Genomic DNA, 16,409 nt, shown 5'->3' with positions numbered 1-16,409 from the left:
TCACAGTTTCAAACTCTCCACCGAACTGGTGGACTGCACAGGCAATTCACGGGTCGTAAGCCCTTATGAGCATCTCCGCAAGCTTTCTGAGTTCTCTATCTGAAACGGAGCTGTAGGTTTCGGTAAGGTTCCTCAAATCACTCTCAATGGCCGCCTGAAGCTGGGCTGTTGGAGTTATGATGTTTGCACCGGTGCAGTGACCGTCATCTGAGAAGGAGTACCTGTGGTAGAGTGTCCCCCTCGGAGCTTCCTTTATGCCGTAGCCCGTTCCAGCTCTGGGCTCAACAGAAATTTTGGAAGGAGTACGTTCACAGTTAAGGAGCTCCTCAACTATCTCTACTCCCCTGTAGGCAACGTTTAACAGCTCAACAGCCCTTGCAACGTTGCTGTGAAAAGAGTTTTTAGAGGGAAAATCTGTTTTCAGAAGTGATATCTCTTTCTTTACGGCCGGGTGGAGCTCCTCAAGGTGGAGGTTCACTCTTGAAAGGGGACCTATAAGAAACGGCTCCTCTTCAAACCTTGAAACTTTTGCAGTTGTATACGGAACGGTCTCTTCCCTGATGAAAAGCTCGTACTCCTTTCTCGTAAACCGGACTCCATCAGAGGTGGAAACAGTGTCGGAAAACTCTGTAACGTCCTTAGAATCAACCGAAACGGCAACGGAAACTTCTGACGTGAACTCAGGATAGTCAAGGGAATCAAACAGGGAAAGCGTAGCCTCAAGCTCAGGGATAATGGATCTCAGCTCATTTCCAACAGACTCAAGGGCTTCTTCAGTTGGAAAAGAGGCAAAACCGCCTACCAGAATGTTCTCACCGTGAACTGTCTTCCCTCCTAATAATTTCATTATTTTGTTCCCAAGCTCTTTAATTCTGAATCCCCTCTTAACGACGTTGGGATAGTCTTTGGCCATCTGAATGGCACCGGGATATCCCATGTAGTCGGGAAGGGCAAGGAAGTAGAGGTGAAGTGCGTGGCTCTCCAGGTATTCTCCAACTACCAAAAGCCTTCTGAGGAGTTCCACTTCCCTCGGAACTTTAACGCCAAAGGCATCTTCAACGGCAAAGGCAGAAGCAAGCCTGTGGGAAACGTAACAAATGCCGCAGATACGGGAAACGATCTTTGGAATTTCAGAGTAGAGCCTTTCTCTCGTAATAAACTCAAAGAACCGAGGCCCCTCTGTAAATCTAAGCCTTATCTCTTTAAGCCTTTCATTCTCAAAAACAATATCAACGGCACCGTGGCCCTCTACCCTTGAAAGGTGGTTAACGTTAAGCTCCCTTTTCATCGGAAAACCCCACTTTTAAACCGGAAATTGTTTTTCCTCGGAAGACCTTTAAGAACTTCACGGAATCGTCAAAAGAGAGACCGATGTCCCGATAGATGGAGAGAATCTCGTCAAAGTTCGGGAAGTCGCAGTTCCCTCTGCACCCCTGACATCCTACGCCGGCTGAGGTGCAGGGAGCTCCACAGCCAGAGAACGAAACAGGCCCCTGACAGGGAATTCCTTTAAGAAGCAAACAGTCAGTCTCACTAAGCTTACACTCGTGGCAGACAGGGATTTTGGGGAAGAAAGGCTCAACTCCATTCAGGAGTGAAGCAACGGTGTAGACAAACTGCCTCTTATCTAAAGGACAACCAGGAAGTTCGTAATCAACATCAACAACATCGCTAAGAGGCATAGGTTTAAAAACTTCCAGGTCAAGTTTGTTCTCTCCGTAAACAGCCTTAAGCATTTCGTCTAAAGAGATCTCATCGTTTCTCTGAGACTGAACACCTCCGTAACAGGCACAGGTTCCAACGGCAACGAGTATCTTCGTTCTCTCTCTACCCTTAACCAGTTTCTCTCTGTCTAGGTTTGTGGAAACAGAACCCTCAACAAAGAGGATGTCAAACTCTGAAAAGTCGTTCACATCTTGAGCTAAGGGGAAGTAGGCAAACTCAACCTTTCCAATGAGCTTACCTATCGCATCCTCACAGTTGAGGATTTCACACTGACAGCCCGAACAGCCCGTTAAACCCATAATCCCTACTCTCACCATTAGAGCATCTCCGGAAGGTTTTTTGTGTCCCACAGAGGGAAGATGGGGCCGTCAACACAGGCAAACTTGTAGCCAATCTGACAGTGGCCACACTTTCCTATGCCGCACTCCATCTTCCTCTCTAAAGAGACGAATATCTGGCTCTCAGGATAACCGTTTTTGAGGAGCTCCTTTCCGATGAACTTGTAGGCAACAGGAGGACCACAGACGGCAACGTAAGTTTCAGAGGGTTCAAGCTTAACCTGTGGAATAAGCTCAGTAAGAAGTCCCTCTATATCGGCCCATTCCCTGTCCTCTGGCGTTTCTACCCTGTCTAAACAGAAAAGGCACTTAATGTCTTCCCTTTCTTTGAGGCGACGGAGCTCCTCTTTGTAGAGAACAAACTCATAATTTCTCGTTCCGTAAAGGAGATAGACCTCTTTAAACCGGCTGCGCCTGTCCAGGATGTACCAGACCAAGGACCTTAAAGGGGCCATTCCCAGACCACCGGCAATAATGAGAACGTTGTGTCCTTCCATAATCCCAACGGGAAAGCCGTTTCCGTAAGGTCCTCTAACTGCAACAACATCTCCCGGCTTAAGTCGGTGAAGAACCTTTGTCTTCCTTCCCACTTTCCTTACGGTTAACTCAAAAAAACCTTTACGGGTTGGAGAAGAACATATGGAAATAGGGATCTCTCCAGCCTTTGGAACAGTGAGCATGACGAACTGACCGGGAATGTAATCCCAGACCTTTGCAAGACTCTCATCAAGAAAAGCGAAAGTAAACTTCTTGTGATCAGGAGCCAGCTCCTCTACATCTGTTATAACTGCTCTTTGAGGCTTAAAGGGATCTACCGGCAGAGGTTTGTTCAGTAGCTTTTCCAGACTCTTTTTCATCAGCTCCTCTCAGCTTAATAAGAGTTTCAACCATACTTATCTTTGCCGGGCACTCTGCACTACAACGGCCACAGCCCACGCAACCCAACTTCTCAATCTGGTAGGGATAACCAACCAACTTGTGGTAGTAACGGTGTCTGAAACGGGCCGTCCTTGTTGGCTTGAAGTAGTGCCCTCCGGCAACCAAGGAGTAGTAGGGATACTGACAGGAAGTTGTGAACTCAACTCTCTTTACAGTTTTCCCTTCAAAATCGGGAACGTCTACAGAGGTATAGCAAAAGCAGGTAGGACAGACGTTTGTACAGGTTCCGCAGGAAAGACATCTCTTCGCCTCTTCATCCCAGACCGGAGACTCATACTCAAGCTCTATCAGCTGAGAAATCCTCTCCAGGTCGGGAAGTTTCTTATCTCTAAAGGCCTCTTTCTTCTTTCGGGTTGAACGTTTGTAGAGCTCCAGATCTTCACGCTCAATATCTCTAAAGAGCTCCTTCAGTTCTATTATCAGTTCATCGCCTTTAGGACTTCCTATTGATACAAAGTAATCTGCTCCAATATCTGTTAAGAACAGGTCCCAGTTGGCCCCATCAGGAAAGGCTGTCCCTGTTGAAAGGCAGAAACAGTAATCGTCGGGCATACAGGAAATTCCAATAAGAACAGTCTTTTTCCTCACCTCAAGATAACGAGGGTCAGGGCTCTCCTTTAGGTAAACAGAGTCAAGGATTGAAATACCGTGGAGATCGCAGGAGTGGATACCGAATATTATCTGGTCGCGGGCTTTAAAGTTTGAGGAGAATGATAGCTCTCCAGTTGAGTAAGTAAACCTTACTCTTCTGTACGGAACTAAGAACTTCTTGGGGGGAAGAACAGTCCTGGTGTAGTTAATTGTTACATCAGAAATATCATTTACCTCAGAGAAAACGGTCTTATTTCCCCTCTCTACTGGAGCTATAAGGGGAGCGACGCCCTTTAACCCCTCTAAGAAACCCCAGAGATTTGACTTTGGAAGAATCTTTGCTCTCTCTATGTGGAAGTCCAACGTTTCCTCCCATCAAGCAATCTTGTTGATTTATATAAAAACAAATTTATTTAGTCAATACTTTCTAATATTCATAAATACTACGGAATATTAGGTGTTGTTTATATTCAGGTTTACTTATCTGAAGCGAGAACTTTTAAAATTTCACCAAAGGAGGCGAACATGATAAAGAGAGCTATCTACCCCGGAACCTTTGATCCCGTAACGTTAGGGCATTTAGACATAGTAAAAAGAGGATTGGAGCTCTTCCCTGAGCTCATAGTAGGAATTGCTGAAAACCCTAAGAAAAAACCTCTCTTCTCTATTGAAGAAAGGAAAGAGATGTTCATTGAAAGCCTAAAAGAGATTGGTCTTAACGGGAAAGTAAAGGTAAAGACGTTCAACACCCTGTTAGTTGAGTTTGCAAAGAGAGAAGGGGCAGTGGCAATCCTAAGGGGAATAAGGATAGTCTCAGATATGGACCACGAGTTTACTATGGCTTCACTGAACAGAAAGCTATATCCTGAAATTGAAACAGTTTTCCTGATGCCTTCAGACGATTATGCTTATCTATCCTCTTCTGCGGTAAGGGAAATAGCTTTCTACGGCGGCGATGTTTCACAGTTTGTAACTCCATTTGTTGAAAAGAAACTAAAAGAAAAGTTCAGGAGATAGTTTTGAAGAGGTTAGAGAAAATTACAGTGAGATAAAGGAGCTCCTTGAGGAATCTTTCCTACCCCACAAGGTTGACATCGTTGAACTCAGAAAACTTCCAGAGGGTTTCAAAGAGGAAATAGAAAAAGAGAAAAAGGTATGGGTAGACTTGAAAAAGTGAGGGACGATTTCCGAAAAGCTCTGCTAAGGCTAAGAGAGGCCGTTGAAAGAGCTAAAAGAGAAAAACAGTCTTCCGATTATCCCTTCTTTAGAGACTCTGCCATTCAGAGATTTGAGTTCACTTTTGAGGTAGCCTGGAAACTTGTAAAAGCACTCCTTGAGAGAGAGGGAACTATCTGCCGAAGTCCAAGAACGTGCTTCAGGGAACTTTTCTCAGATAGATTCATTGATGAAGAAACTGCAAGGGAGCTCCTCAAAATGGTTGAAGATAAAAACTTTACAGTTCATACATACAGGGAAGAGGTGGCCGAGGAGATATTCAGCAGGCTCCCCGGCTATCTGAAAGCCTTAGAGAAACTAATTGAGCTATAAACTGGTATCAAAACAGATAGTTTTAATCTCAGTCATCTCCTCAACGGCGAACTTGGGGCCTTCCCTTCCGATTCCGCTCTCCTTAACTCCGCCGTAGGGCATCTGGTCAACCCTGAAGGTTGGAATTTCGTTAACCATTATCCCGCCGCACTCCACCTCTTCAGCAAATTTAAATGCAGACTTCAAGTTATCTGTAAATATTCCAGCTTGAAGACCGTAAGGGGAGTCGTTAACGGCCTCTATCCCCTCTTCCAGCGAGTCAACCCAGTTAACGGCTATAACTGGGCCGAAGACCTCCCTCCTGAAGAGCTTTGCCTCGCGGGGAACGTTAACAACGACGGTGGGCTCAATAAGGGTGTCCGATAGTCTCTTTCCGCCGCAGACAACCTCAGCCCCCATGGAAACCGCCTCTTCTATCCACTCCATAATCCTGTCAGCCGCCCCTTTATCTATTACGGGACCTACATCTGTATCCTCAAGGCGGGGGTCTCCAACTTTTAGCTTCCTGGTAAACTCAACAACCTCTTTAACGAAATCATCAAAGAGGGACGAGTGGACGAAAACCCTCTGAACGGAGATACAGACCTGGCCGGCGAGAGCAAAACCGCCTCTCGCAATCTTTTCGGCAATTTGAGGAAGTTTCTCTCTCTGGTCTTTATCAACGTAAACGCCGGCATTTGAGCCCAGCTCCATTGCATACTTTTTCAGCCCTCCACGGCTCATTATTACCTTTCCTGTCTCAACGCTTCCCGTGAAGGTAATCATCCTCACATCGGGGTGGCGAACTAAGGCGTCTCCTGCCTCTTCCCCGTAGCCCGTAACAATGTTCACTGCCTCTGGTGGGAAGCCGGCCTCTACGAGGAGCTCCCCCAGCTTTATAACTGTTAAAGAGGTGTTCTCAGAGGGTTTCACAACAACGGCATTTCCGGCAGCCAGAGCTGGAGCAACTTTATGGCAGGTAAGGTTTAGTGGAAAGTTAAAAGGAGTGATACAGCCAATAACTCCAAGGGGAACCCGCCTGTAGAATCCTACTTTTCCCTTTATTCCGGGAGCTGCGTCAAACCGGACTTCTTCGCCCAGAACCCTTTTAGCCTCTTCTGCAGAGAGGGTAATCGTGTTAACGGCCCTTCCAACCTCTCCCATCGCCTCGTTTATCGTCTTCCCAACTTCCATGACGAGAATCTCCGCAAACTCCCTGCTCCTCTTAGAGAGGAGCCTCGCAGCCCTTTCTAAAATCCTGAACCTCTCGTAGGCTGTAAGTTCCTTCATCTTCTTAAATCCCACTTTGGCCGACTCAACGGCAAGCTCAACGTCCTTCTCATCTCCCCTGGGAATCGTTCCTACCAGAGAGCCGTCGTAGGGGAAGTGAATCTCAATCTCCTCCTTCTTAAAAACCCTCTTTCCAGCTATAAGCATGTATCCTTTCATCTCAAACCCCCAGAACTAACCTTGCTGCAAGATACTCAGGAAGGCCTGCTCTCAAAATCTCCCTGGCAGCCGCCTTTGTATCGTATTCTACCCTATAGAGTGAAAACCTTTTCTCATCCAAGTCAAAAACTCCAAAAGAAGCCCTTGGGTCGTTGTCCCTCGGCTGGCCAACGCTTCCCGGGTTTATGAGATATCTGCCGGCGTAAATGGAAAGGGAATAGACGCTCAATCTATCTACAGTTGAGCTTAAAAGCCTGTAAGCGGCAGGTATGTGGGTGTGGCCGAAAAAACAGATGTCTTTCCTCTGAGAGAGGAGAGCTCTGTAGGCATCCCCTTTACTCAGGATGTAGTCCATACTGCCGGGAGACTCGGGAGTGTCGTGGACAAGCTGGCAGCACTCTGTAAAGTGCTGAACTCCAAGTTCCCTTAAGAATTCTAAATTTTCCGGGCTGATGACCCCTTTTGTCCACTCAATGGCCTGCCTGGCGTAATCGTTGAGGAGAAAGGTGTCAACAAATCCCAAAAGGGCAAGCTCGTGGTTCCCAAGGAGAACAACAGAACAGTTCTCTCTCACCCATTCAACACACTGGTTCGGAAATGCCCCATAGCCTACCGTATCTCCAAGACACCAGACATTATCAACGTTCAACTCCCTTAAACGCTTTTCAACGGCCCTGAGGGCGTGTATATTCCCGTGGATATCTGAAATGACGGCAGTTTTCATAGAAAGCTCCAGAGAGGGTTCCAGTGTTAGAAATTTTAAACCTTAGAAGCAAAATACTTAAGAGAATTAGGGAAACTTTTGACAGTTGGGGCTATACAGAAGTTGAAACTCCCATAATGACCCCGTATAGAAATCCCGATTCAAACGTTGAGAACGTCAAGGCACTGTTTCACGACTTTCAAGGGAAAGGACACACCTGGTTTCTCCACACCTCTCCTGAGTTCTTCATGAAACGTTTAATCTGGCACGGCGCAGAGAGGATTTTCCAGATAACAAAGGTTTTCAGGGATGGGGAGATAACGGAGCTCCACAATATAGAGTTCACAATGGTTGAGTGGTACAGAACAGGGGAAAACTACAGGAAAGGTATGGAAGAAACTCTAAACCTGATAGTTAAATGCGGAGAGGAACTCGGAATCAAAGAGGTTGTGTTAAAAGGCCGAAGGGTAAACCTTTTAAATCCCATATTCTTAACCGTTGAAGAGGCGTTTTTAAAGTTTGCAGGGGTTTCACCCTTTGAAAAAGAAAAGCTCAAAAGAGTGGCTAAAGAGGAAGACTACGAAACGGCATTTTTTAAGATTCTGGTTGAAAAGGTTGAACCGGGAATCGGGGAGCTCCCCGGCCCTGTGGTTCTATACGACTACCCGAAAGAGTTTGGAGCATTCTCAAAGAGAAGAAGAAAAGTTGCAGAGAGGTTTGAGGTATACATTGGGGGAGTTGAGATAGCAAACGGATACACGGAAATGACCGAATACGAAGAATACGCCAAGGAGATGGACAAAAAGGAGGGAAGTTCTGATAGAGGATTTTTAGAGCTCCTTAAAAGGAAACCCTTACCTCCCTGCGAAGGAGTAGCGCTGGGACTTGATAGGCTGTTAATGGTTCTGCTGGGAAAAGAAAAAATCTCAGAGGTTATTCCTTTTACTGTTGGGGAGCTCCTTAAAGAGTCCAGCCCCTAAAGAGGCCTAAACCCCTTCCCAAAACGTGTGTAAGTGCCCTGTCAACAACAAAATCAACAAGCTCCTCAACGGTTTTCGGTCTTCCGTAAAAGGCCGGAGAAGCTGGAAGAACAGTTGCCCCTACATCTATAGCCTTGAGGATATTCTCAGCATGAACCCTGTTCAGTGGAGTTTCCCTCAAAACGAGAACAACGGGTCTTTTCTCCTTCAGGTTAACGTCTGCTGCCCTGTGGATAAGGTTAACTGTAGAGCCTGAAACTATGTGCCCCAAAGTTCCTGCAGAGCAGGGAATCACAACCATTCCCTTAACGGGATAGCTGCCGCTTGATATCGGCGCAAAGAGGTCTTCAGGGCTGTAAACGTTAACAAGGTCTTCAGGAAGAGAAGAAACGAAACGGTTAAAAGGGATTTGTAGCTCATACTCAAAAACCTTTTTTCCGACTTCAGAAACAACAAGCTCAACGCCATAACCCTTTGAAACCAGAACTTCAATGCATCTTTTACCGTAAATAGAACCGCTGGCTCCGGTTATCCCAACAACAACCCTTTCCACTGTTAACCTCCCGGAACAATTGAGTTATTATAAGGGGAAAAGAGAAAGGAGGAAAGAATTGGAAAAGCTGATAGAAAAGGTTTCCACCCTCCTTGAGGCTCTTCCCTATATAAAAGAGTTCTACGGTAAAACTGTTGTCATTAAGTACGGTGGAAATGCAATGGTAAATGAGGAGCTTAAAAAAGCTTTTGCTGAAGATATAGTCCTCCTCAAATATGTGGGAATAAACCCGGTAATCGTTCACGGAGGGGGACCTCAGATTGGGGAGCTCCTCAAGAAACTCAACATCCCCACAAAATTTGTTGGAGGAATGAGGGTTACAGACAAAGAAACGATGAACGTTGTTGAAATGGTTCTGGTAGGTCAGGTCAACAAAGAGATAGTAAAGCTCATAAACTCCCATGGGGGAAATGCAGTAGGACTCTCAGGAAAAGACGGTAACCTCATAGTCGCCGAGAAAATTGATTCAAGAGAATACCTTTCTCAGGTGAGAGCTCCCGAGATAATAGATTTGGGTTTTGTAGGAAAAGTTAAAAGAATAAACCCGGAAATTGTCAACAAACTTCTTGAGTCTAAATTTATACCTGTGATAGCTCCTGTTGGAATTGGGGAGGACTTTGAGGCGTATAACATAAACGCCGATTTAGTGGCGGGGGAGATGGCGGCAGCCCTTAAAGCCGAAAAGCTGATCATGCTAACCGATGTTGAGGGGCTAAAGGACAAGGAAGGAAAGCTCCTGCACTCTCTTGACCGCTCAAAAATCTCAGAACTGATAGAAGATGGAACCGTTTCCGGAGGGATGATTCCCAAAGTTAAAGCCTGCGAAATTGCCCTCACAGGTGGCGTTAAAAAAGCTCACATCATTGATGGAAGAGTTAAACACTCTATCTTGCTGGAACTGTTTACACAGGAGGGGATTGGAACAGAAATTATATAAACAACTTTGAATATAACTAAAGACTTAGTGTTAATCAGATTTTGATATAATCAGATTTTGGAGTTAAAAATAGAATAAGACCTATAAAACTTTTTGGGAGGTGCCGCGATGGACTTCGTACTACTGGTATCGCGACTGCAGTTCGCGATGACAGCCTTCTTCCACTTTATCTTCGTTCCATTAACTTTGGGGCTGTCAACGCTATCTGCACTCATGTTAACGCTTCACTACACAACCGGTAAAGAGATTTACCGGGACATGGCAAAGTTCTGGTCAAAGCTCTTTGCCATCAACTTCGCACTTGGAGTAGCTACAGGACTTGTTCACGAGTTTGAGTTCGGTATGAACTGGTCTGTCTACTCAAGGTTCGTTGGAGACATCTTTGGAGCTCCACTGGCCATTGAAGGTCTCCTGGCGTTCTTCATGGAGTCAACCTTCATGGGTGTATTCCTCTTCGGATGGGACAAGGTACCAAAGGCAGTTCACCTTTTAGCTGCATGGCTTTCTGCCATAGGTTCTAACCTCTCCGCCCTCTGGATCCTCATAGCCAACGGCTGGATGCAGCACCCTGTAGGAGCTAAAGTCTCCATGTTTGTTGCAGGAAAAAGGGCTGAGCTTGCTGACTGGTGGTCAGTTGTATTCAACTCTGTAGCAGACGTTAAGTTCTGGCACACAGCAACAGCTGGAATGGTTCTCTCCTCAGTATTCGTCCTATCAGTAAGTGCTTACCACCTCCTCAAGAAGCAGCACGTTGAGTTCTTTAAGAAATCTGCCTACATCGCCCTTATCTTTGGTCTTATAGCTTCAATCGGTGAAGTTATCATCGGTGACTTCCACGCCCATGAAGTTGCCAAAACACAGCCAACAAAACTTGCAGCAATGGAAGCCCTCTGGGATACAAAGAGCCACGCAAACATTCAGCTTGCAGTATGGGCAGACCAGAAAGCCCAGAAAAACATAATTGAGATTCCTCTTCCAATTCCAGGACTCTTAAGCTTCCTTGCAACCCACGACTTCAATGGAAAGCTCCTTGGCGCTAAAGACCTTCAGAAGATGTTTGAAGCCAAGTTTGGTCCAGGCAACTACATCCCACCTGTTAACTTCGTATTCTGGGCATTCCACATCATGGTTTACTTAGGATTCTTCTTCGTAATCCTCTTCATTTGGGGACTCATCAAGTACAAAGACCTTGAAAATGCAACAGGATTCCTCAAAGTTGCACTCTACTCCCTGCCACTTCCATACATCGCCTGCTGGTTAGGATGGGCAACAGCTGAAGTTGGAAGGCAGCCATGGATCGTTTACCCACTTACAGACGACTATGGAAAGATTCTCCTTCCCGACATTGGACTTAAAACTGCACAGGCCGTTTCACCCCTTACAAACATTGAAGTAATCATCACTTACATCATCTTCCTTGCAACATTTACAGGCCTTGCGATTGCAGACTTCTATCTCCTTGCCAAGTTTGCATCCAAAGGCCCAGAAAAAGAAGCAGAACTCTACTAATGGAGGAGGTGGGCGATGCACTTTGACCTGCAAACAATTTGGGCGATCCTGGTTACCATCCTGATCGCCGGTTACATAATCACAGACGGTTTTGACCTTGGAGTTGGAATACTCCACGGTCTTGTTGCAAAAACAGACATTGAGAAAAGGGTTACCATCAACGCAATCGGTCCTGTATGGGACGGAAACGAAGTATGGTTTATTACAGCTGGTGGTGCTGCTTTTGCAGCGTTTCCTGAACTCTACGCAGCACTCTTCAGCTCTCTCTACATCGCTCTCTTTGTAGTTCTCCTTGCCCTCATCTACAGGGCAGTATCCTTTGAGTTCAGGAGTAAAGAAGAGAGCGAAGGCTGGAGGAAGTTTTGGGATCAGAGCATCTTCTGGTCATCACTTCTCGTTGCTCTCCTCATCGGTGTAGCAATTGGAAACATCCTTGCTGGAATTCCTATTAAGAACTCCGCTATTGAAGGAGACCTTCTCCACGGGTTCGTTTACGCTGAAAAGTTCCCAATCAGCTTCATCAACCTTGTAAATCCATTTACTTTCCACGGTCTCTTTGGACTGTTAGTCGGCGTTACAACTGTTCTATTCATCATTATGCACGGTGTATCCTGGCTTATCTGGAAGACTGAAGGTTCAATTGCTGAAAGGGCAAGGAACATTGGAATGAAAGTCTGGCTTCCTTTTGTAATCATGTACGTCATCTGCACAGGCGTTGCTTACATGATCTCCTTCAAGATCGGAGACCCATCAAAGCTTAAGTTCCTGAACCTTCCACAGGATATGATGCAACAGGTTGCTTCTATGGTTCAGGGTAACGTTCTTCCCCACGCTCTCTTCAGGTTCCCTGTAATTGAGCTCATACTCATCGTTCTTGCAGCTCTCTGTGCAGTAGGCTGGCTGTTGGCCGTCAAGAACATGAAAGGCGGACAGGCATTTTTCTTTACAACACTTACATTCATCTTTGCCGGATTTGCCGTAATGTTCGGAGCTTATCCGCTGGCAGTTCCTTCAAGCTTAGGACTTGAACACTCCATCACCATCTACAACGGTTGTTCCAGCCATCTTACACTTACAGTTATGTTAGTTGCTGCTCTTATCTTTGCTCCAATCGTTATCGCTTACCAGGCATGGGTTTACAAGATGTTCCTCTTCAAGATCTCTCCAGAAAGCCTGAAGAAAGAACTTGAAGAGGCAAAAGAACACTAAAGGAGGAAAGCTATGTGGCTGATAATTGCCTTTATCTGGTGGGTATTCGTTCCATGGTTGACATACGTTTTAGTTAAATCTAAGTTTGAGGGTCAGGGGGCTTAGTCCCCCAACCCCTTGATGGGAGAGGTAGATGGCTGCCATAGTGGGTCTGAAAGAGCAGTTCCTGAAGGGAAGGAGAGACCTGATAGACAGGGCTTTCCAGCTCAAAAGGGAAGGGAAGTCCTGGCAGGAAATTGAAAGTTTCTTGAGAAAAGAGTTTGAGAGGGACTTGAGCTTTTTCAAGCCAAACCTCTTTACATACTTCCTGTTAATCGGTGGAGCTCTTCTTCTTCCTTTTCTATACCTCTGGAAGGTTGTTTTTCCTCCAGGAACTGGAGCCCACTTTATAGCAAGGCTAATCTTCATACTGGCAGCCATGTTTTCCCTTAAAGGGATTGTTGGGCACTATGTTATTGTCTTCCTTAACAGAGATAGATTTGAGGAAGAACTGAAAGCCTTAAAAGCCATCATTGAAGGAGGAGAAGATGGGAACTGTAGAAAACAGCCCAATTAAGACGCTCCTTTTCTACGGAGTGTTTGGAATATACATCCTCATCGTTCTCATTACATCTTTCGTTATTATCACAAGCCAGTAAAACTTAAACTGCCCCCTTTCTGGGGGCTTTCCTTATTTCTTTCCCTTCTCTAAAAATTCCTTAAAATCTTCAGGTTTTGCTGCAACTGTTCTCTCACCTGAATAGATAACAAACCCTTTAGGTGTTTTTGGGGGGTTCTTTAAGTTTTTTACCTCTGTATAATCAACTAAAACTTTTCCCGAATCCTGCCCTTTGCTGAAGTAGGCCGCTGCTGAGGCTGAGAGCAAAATGTCCTCTTCTGTCGGTTTTTCTCCTTTCTGGAGCCTCAGGATAACGTGGGAACCAGGAATATCTTTCGCGTGGAACCAGATATCCCACGGATTTGCGAGCTTTAGTGAAAGGAACTCATTTTCAGAGGCGTTTCTGCCTATAAGTATTTTCCTACCTGAAGGTAATGTAAAGGTTAAAAAGTTGGGAACGGTGATTTCTCTGTCTCCTTTCTGAAAAATGGGTTCTAAATGCTCCAAACTCTCTTTTGAAATAACTGTTTCTTTAAGGAGCAGGCTCTTTTCAAGCTCGTCTTTAAGCTCCTGAATCCTGCTTTTTGCAAATTCCAGTTTCTTTAGGGCTTTCCGGTACTTTCTAAAAAAACTGTTCAGGTTTTCCTTTGGCGAAAGCGAAGGATCTAAAGGAATACTCTCCTCTTTCCCGGTTGAAAAGTCTAAAACTTTTACTTCTTTCTGCCCCGGTTTTACGAGGTGAAGGTTGTATTTGAGGAGCTCCCCCCACCTCTTCCACCTCTCTACCTCTCTCTGAAGACTCTCAATATCTGAAAGTTCCCTTAACTCCTTTTCAAGGGCTTTTATTTTCTTTTCAATTCTTGAAACTATTTTTTCTTTAACTGCTCTAAGCTGTTCTTTCTCAACTGCTTCTCTGTAAAACTCTTCCCACGCTGAAGAGTAGGGAAATTCTCCATCAAACTCCTTAAACTGAAGGTGTGAAAGGGATTCATAGGGAAAAGTTGTAAGGTATTTCGGCTTTCCGTTCTGGTAGTAGAGGTAAGCTTTTTTAGATTCTCTGTGGAGCTCCATAAATCTCCTGTAAGCCTTTTCCAGGCTTCCAAGTTTTTCAGTTAGGTAGGCAATTTCCTTTGAGTTGAGGGGAGAAATTCCGGCAACGAATCTGTAGAGCTTCTTTTCTACCCCTTCTGGAGTAACTTCTCCGAACCGGAGCTCCTCAAATGGTTTTTTATCAGACGGCGGGAATGTGTAAGCGTCGCCAACAGAGAGGGGACGGACGGAGCTCTCCGGAGCTCTCAAAAGGAAGGTAATTTTTCTTTCTTCGTTCAGCAGGAAAAGGTTGACGTTCTTTCCCGTTAGTTCAAAAATGAGAAAAAAACGGGAAAATCTATTTCCGGGCAAGGGTTTCAGAAGCTCAAACTCAAGAACTCTGTCAACAACGGGAAGGGAAACAGATTTAACAAAAGCTCCCTTAATCCTCAAAAGGGGAGAAAAGACTGTTTCAGATATAGGTTCTCTGCCAATAAAGAGGGCGTTGGGAACTCCCCAGTAGAAGTTGAGCCAGAACCTGTCAAAGAGGAAGGAGAGCTCCTTCTCTCCTCTTAAAATTTCCTTCAAACGGGTTTTTCTAAGAAGAGAGTGGAGCTCCCCGGCCAGCTTCTCTATGTAGAGGTAGTCCATTAAGTCGCCTCTGGAATGAGGTCAAGGTATGGCTGAAGTTTTGTCTGGTTTCCGTAGAGAGCCCTTGCGGCGGTTCCAGCAAACTTCCCTTTGAGCTTGATAAAGGGTTCTGATGAAGAGAAGGCCTTTTTAAAGGCGGACTCACTGACGTTTAAGCTTGAAAGAAGGCTGTAAAACTCCCTCTCTGCAGCCCTCTTTGCCTCAAAGAGCTTCATTTGAACTCTGCTCTTAACATTTACCTCGCTGTCTCCAGAGGTCTCTATAGAGATGAAGATGCTCTCGGGGTAGTCTGAAAGGACTTTTGCCTGAGCTCCGTCGCTTTGGGTAGATGGCATACAGCCAAAGGGCTTAACGGAGAGAACCATGTGGGCTTTCCTATGGATAACGTTGTAAACGTGCTTTCCAACCTCTAAATGGCCCTCTCCGCCAACGACAAAGTGGTCAAAGTAGGGTTTAGCAAGCTCAGAAAGTTCTTTTTGAGGTGGAAGGGCTTTCGGTCTGAAGGAGAAGACTGAACGGTAGAGGTTGTAAAGGCCCCTGAAAACAGCCGCCATAGACTTTACAGCCAGGAGCCTTTTTAACCTATCTAAAGAGAAGCCTTTGACCTTAAAGTCTCTCTTAATTCTCTCTTCTTCTATGAAGAGCTGGTAGTCTATCCAGCCGGCTATGGGCTCGGGGCGAACCTCTGCTCCCTCCTCCTCAAGCCATCTGTGGATGTGGTAGTTTCCGGCACTTTCTGTTGTGTGGGCCCAGAACTCTCCAATTACGCTTACAACTGGCTTAACCCTGGTGTAGTCAAACCTGAGCTTCTCAAGCTCTTTTCGGAGTTCCTTCAGGAGTAAAACGGTCTCTTTGACGGGAGCTCCCTCCTTCAAAGCTCCATAAATCCTCGGTTTAAACTCTTCTATAACTCCATCTACAGAACCTTTTTCAATCTCATAAGGCCTCAGCTGGTAGCCCAAATCTCTGACTATATCTGCAAGCCACACGGCCTTAACAAGTGCCCACATAAGTGAAGGTGTTAGCTCAAAATCCCCCTCAGAAGAGAGCTCGCTCTGATTGAGAATAGAGATTTTAAAGTTCTTGAAACCCGCCTCTTTAAGGGCGTGCCTGTATTCCGTCTCATACATTCCAAAGCGGCACGGGCCGCAGGCTCCAACGGTGACGAAGAAATACCTGTTTTCAACGTCAATACCCTTTTTAGACTCATCAAGTAAAAACTTAACGAGGTTTCCAACGGTGTAATATGTGGGATTGCACATTCCCCTGTTGCAGAATTCCCTGCCGATGGCAAGGGAAGTGTTGTCAGGGTTTGGAAGGAACTGGGCACTGTATCCCAAACTCTCTACGGCTCCCTTTATGAAGAGCTCGTGAATGGGTGTAAGGCCACCAAAAAGCAGAGTTTTAGCCATTTTCGTTCTCCTCTTTCTGCTCTGCAAAGATGTTCTTAACAGGTCTTGATGGAACTATTGTTGCAACGGAGTGTTTATAGATGAGCTGCTGGGTCCCTCCGTTTTCAAGGAGAATCGTAAACTGGTCAAAGAATGTAATTACCCCCTGAAGCCTTGTCCCCTTAGCAAGGAAAATGCTGACAGGAATTCTCTCCTTCCTCAGTCTGTTGAGGTAAGCGTCCTGAAGATTCATGGTTCCTCCCCTAATTTAATATCTTTA

General features: G+C 45.6%; 17 protein-coding genes. 7 read left to right on the top strand and 10 right to left on the bottom strand.

The window, feature by feature from the left end; genetic code table 11:
- Positions 1-46 precede the first annotated feature (46 nt).
- From F8H35_RS02600 to F8H35_RS02585, 4 genes are read right to left on the bottom strand one after another with little or no spacing between them, the layout of a single operon-like run.
- The gene (locus F8H35_RS02600; protein WP_472572013.1) at positions 47-1,288 is read right to left on the bottom strand and encodes a Ni/Fe hydrogenase subunit alpha; all 1,242 of its coding nucleotides are present in this window, start codon (positions 1,286-1,288) and stop codon (positions 47-49) included.
- Positions 1,272-2,042 carry an NADH-quinone oxidoreductase subunit B family protein gene (locus tag F8H35_RS02595; protein ID WP_472572012.1) on the bottom strand — a complete coding sequence of 257 codons (771 nt, stop codon included), beginning with the start codon at positions 2,040-2,042 and terminating at the stop codon, positions 1,272-1,274. The genes F8H35_RS02600 and F8H35_RS02595 overlap by 17 nt, the downstream gene beginning before the upstream one ends.
- A complete protein-coding gene (locus F8H35_RS02590) occupies positions 2,042-2,920 on the bottom strand; it encodes an FAD/NAD(P)-binding protein (RefSeq protein WP_472572011.1) in 879 nt (292 codons plus the stop codon). The genes F8H35_RS02595 and F8H35_RS02590 overlap by 1 nt, the downstream gene beginning before the upstream one ends.
- Positions 2,865-3,956, bottom strand: coding sequence for a 4Fe-4S dicluster domain-containing protein (locus F8H35_RS02585; protein ID WP_472572010.1), 1,092 nt, complete (start codon positions 3,954-3,956; stop codon positions 2,865-2,867). The genes F8H35_RS02590 and F8H35_RS02585 overlap by 56 nt, the downstream gene beginning before the upstream one ends.
- Before the next feature lie 162 nt (positions 3,957-4,118).
- Here F8H35_RS02585 and coaD point away from each other — a divergent pair, with 162 nt between their 5' ends.
- Both coaD and F8H35_RS02575 read left to right on the top strand, forming a co-directional pair.
- Entirely contained in the window at positions 4,119-4,610 is a 492-nt protein-coding gene (gene coaD, locus F8H35_RS02580) for a pantetheine-phosphate adenylyltransferase (protein ID WP_472572009.1), read from the top strand.
- Positions 4,611-4,748: 138 nt separating this feature from the next.
- Positions 4,749-5,141, top strand: a complete 393-nt coding sequence (locus F8H35_RS02575; protein WP_472572008.1) for an HI0074 family nucleotidyltransferase substrate-binding subunit — start codon at positions 4,749-4,751, stop codon at positions 5,139-5,141.
- On the opposite strand, the gene F8H35_RS02570 is transcribed toward F8H35_RS02575, so the two are convergent.
- Positions 5,136-6,569, bottom strand: a complete 1,434-nt coding sequence (locus F8H35_RS02570; RefSeq protein WP_472572007.1) for an aldehyde dehydrogenase family protein — start codon at positions 6,567-6,569, stop codon at positions 5,136-5,138. The two genes, F8H35_RS02575 and F8H35_RS02570, sit on opposite strands and share 6 nt — an antisense overlap.
- A 1-nt stretch (position 6,570) precedes the next feature.
- Positions 6,571-7,293 (bottom strand): metallophosphoesterase family protein, encoded by a 723-nt coding sequence (locus F8H35_RS02565; protein ID WP_472572006.1) that lies wholly within the window; start codon positions 7,291-7,293, stop codon positions 6,571-6,573.
- A 23-nt stretch (positions 7,294-7,316) separates the two neighbouring features.
- On the opposite strand from F8H35_RS02565, the gene F8H35_RS02560 reads away from it, so the two are divergent.
- Positions 7,317-8,252: an amino acid--tRNA ligase-related protein gene (locus F8H35_RS02560; RefSeq protein ID WP_472572005.1), complete on the top strand. Its 936-nt coding sequence runs from the start codon at positions 7,317-7,319 to the stop codon at positions 8,250-8,252.
- Here the strand turns inward: F8H35_RS02560 and F8H35_RS02555 are convergent.
- A complete protein-coding gene (locus tag F8H35_RS02555; protein WP_472572004.1) occupies positions 8,233-8,805 on the bottom strand; it encodes a UbiX family flavin prenyltransferase in 573 nt (190 codons plus the stop codon). The two genes, F8H35_RS02560 and F8H35_RS02555, sit on opposite strands and share 20 nt — an antisense overlap.
- 58 nt (positions 8,806-8,863) lie before the next feature.
- Here F8H35_RS02555 and argB point away from each other — a divergent pair, with 58 nt between their 5' ends.
- The 4 genes from argB to F8H35_RS02535 all read left to right on the top strand — a co-directional run bounded on the left by argB (position 8,864) and on the right by F8H35_RS02535 (position 13,016).
- Positions 8,864-9,742: an acetylglutamate kinase gene (gene argB, locus F8H35_RS02550; RefSeq protein WP_472572003.1), complete on the top strand. Its 879-nt coding sequence runs from the start codon at positions 8,864-8,866 to the stop codon at positions 9,740-9,742.
- Between the two features lie 108 nt (positions 9,743-9,850).
- Entirely contained in the window at positions 9,851-11,251 is a 1,401-nt protein-coding gene (locus F8H35_RS02545) for a cytochrome ubiquinol oxidase subunit I (protein ID WP_472572002.1), read from the top strand.
- Between the two features lie 15 nt (positions 11,252-11,266).
- Positions 11,267-12,460, top strand: a complete 1,194-nt coding sequence (cydB, locus tag F8H35_RS02540) for a cytochrome d ubiquinol oxidase subunit II (RefSeq protein WP_472572001.1) — start codon at positions 11,267-11,269, stop codon at positions 12,458-12,460.
- A gap of 133 nt (positions 12,461-12,593) precedes the next feature.
- Positions 12,594-13,016: a hypothetical protein gene (locus F8H35_RS02535; protein WP_472572000.1), complete on the top strand. Its 423-nt coding sequence runs from the start codon at positions 12,594-12,596 to the stop codon at positions 13,014-13,016.
- Positions 13,017-13,130: 114 nt separating this feature from the next.
- Here F8H35_RS02535 and F8H35_RS02530 read toward each other — a convergent pair whose 3' ends face one another.
- Genes F8H35_RS02530 through hfq form a run of 3 tightly spaced genes read right to left on the bottom strand, consistent with a single transcriptional unit; the run spans position 13,131 to position 16,382 of the window.
- A complete protein-coding gene (locus F8H35_RS02530; protein WP_472571999.1) occupies positions 13,131-14,738 on the bottom strand; it encodes an Rqc2 family fibronectin-binding protein in 1,608 nt (535 codons plus the stop codon).
- Complete coding sequence (locus F8H35_RS02525; protein WP_472571998.1) at positions 14,738-16,150, bottom strand: hypothetical protein; 1,413 nt, start codon at positions 16,148-16,150, stop codon at positions 14,738-14,740. The genes F8H35_RS02530 and F8H35_RS02525 overlap by 1 nt, the downstream gene beginning before the upstream one ends.
- Complete coding sequence (gene hfq, locus F8H35_RS02520) at positions 16,143-16,382, bottom strand: RNA chaperone Hfq (RefSeq protein WP_472571997.1); 240 nt, start codon at positions 16,380-16,382, stop codon at positions 16,143-16,145. The genes F8H35_RS02525 and hfq overlap by 8 nt, the downstream gene beginning before the upstream one ends.
- Between the last annotated feature and the right edge of the window lie 27 nt (positions 16,383-16,409).

The organism is Thermovibrio sp. (assembly GCA_015488335.1).
Taxonomy (GTDB): domain Bacteria; phylum Aquificota; class Aquificia; order Desulfurobacteriales; family Desulfurobacteriaceae; genus Balnearium.
Note: the sequence above shows the minus strand (reverse complement) of the source record. Positions and strands in the feature narration are given on the sequence as shown.

Bases quoted from the DNA above. Each gene is read 5' to 3' on its own strand.
- F8H35_RS02600 (WP_472572013.1), bottom strand. From the start codon at position 1,288: ATGAAAAGGGAGCTTAACGTTAACCACCTTTCAAGGGTAGAGGGCCAC.
- F8H35_RS02595 (WP_472572012.1), bottom strand. From the start codon at position 2,042: ATGGTGAGAGTAGGGATTATGGGTTTAACGGGCTGTTCGGGCTGTCAG.
- F8H35_RS02590 (WP_472572011.1), bottom strand. From the start codon at position 2,920: ATGAAAAAGAGTCTGGAAAAGCTACTGAACAAACCTCTGCCGGTAGAT.
- coaD (WP_472572009.1), top strand. From the start codon at position 4,119: ATGATAAAGAGAGCTATCTACCCCGGAACCTTTGATCCCGTAACGTTA.
- F8H35_RS02575 (WP_472572008.1), top strand. From the start codon at position 4,749: ATGGGTAGACTTGAAAAAGTGAGGGACGATTTCCGAAAAGCTCTGCTA.
- F8H35_RS02570 (WP_472572007.1), bottom strand. From the start codon at position 6,569: ATGAAAGGATACATGCTTATAGCTGGAAAGAGGGTTTTTAAGAAGGAG.
- F8H35_RS02565 (WP_472572006.1), bottom strand. From the start codon at position 7,293: ATGAAAACTGCCGTCATTTCAGATATCCACGGGAATATACACGCCCTC.
- F8H35_RS02545 (WP_472572002.1), top strand. From the start codon at position 9,851: ATGGACTTCGTACTACTGGTATCGCGACTGCAGTTCGCGATGACAGCC.
- cydB (WP_472572001.1), top strand. From the start codon at position 11,267: ATGCACTTTGACCTGCAAACAATTTGGGCGATCCTGGTTACCATCCTG.
- F8H35_RS02535 (WP_472572000.1), top strand. From the start codon at position 12,594: ATGGCTGCCATAGTGGGTCTGAAAGAGCAGTTCCTGAAGGGAAGGAGA.
- F8H35_RS02530 (WP_472571999.1), bottom strand. From the start codon at position 14,738: ATGGACTACCTCTACATAGAGAAGCTGGCCGGGGAGCTCCACTCTCTT.
- F8H35_RS02525 (WP_472571998.1), bottom strand. From the start codon at position 16,150: ATGGCTAAAACTCTGCTTTTTGGTGGCCTTACACCCATTCACGAGCTC.
- hfq (WP_472571997.1), bottom strand. From the start codon at position 16,382: ATGAATCTTCAGGACGCTTACCTCAACAGACTGAGGAAGGAGAGAATT.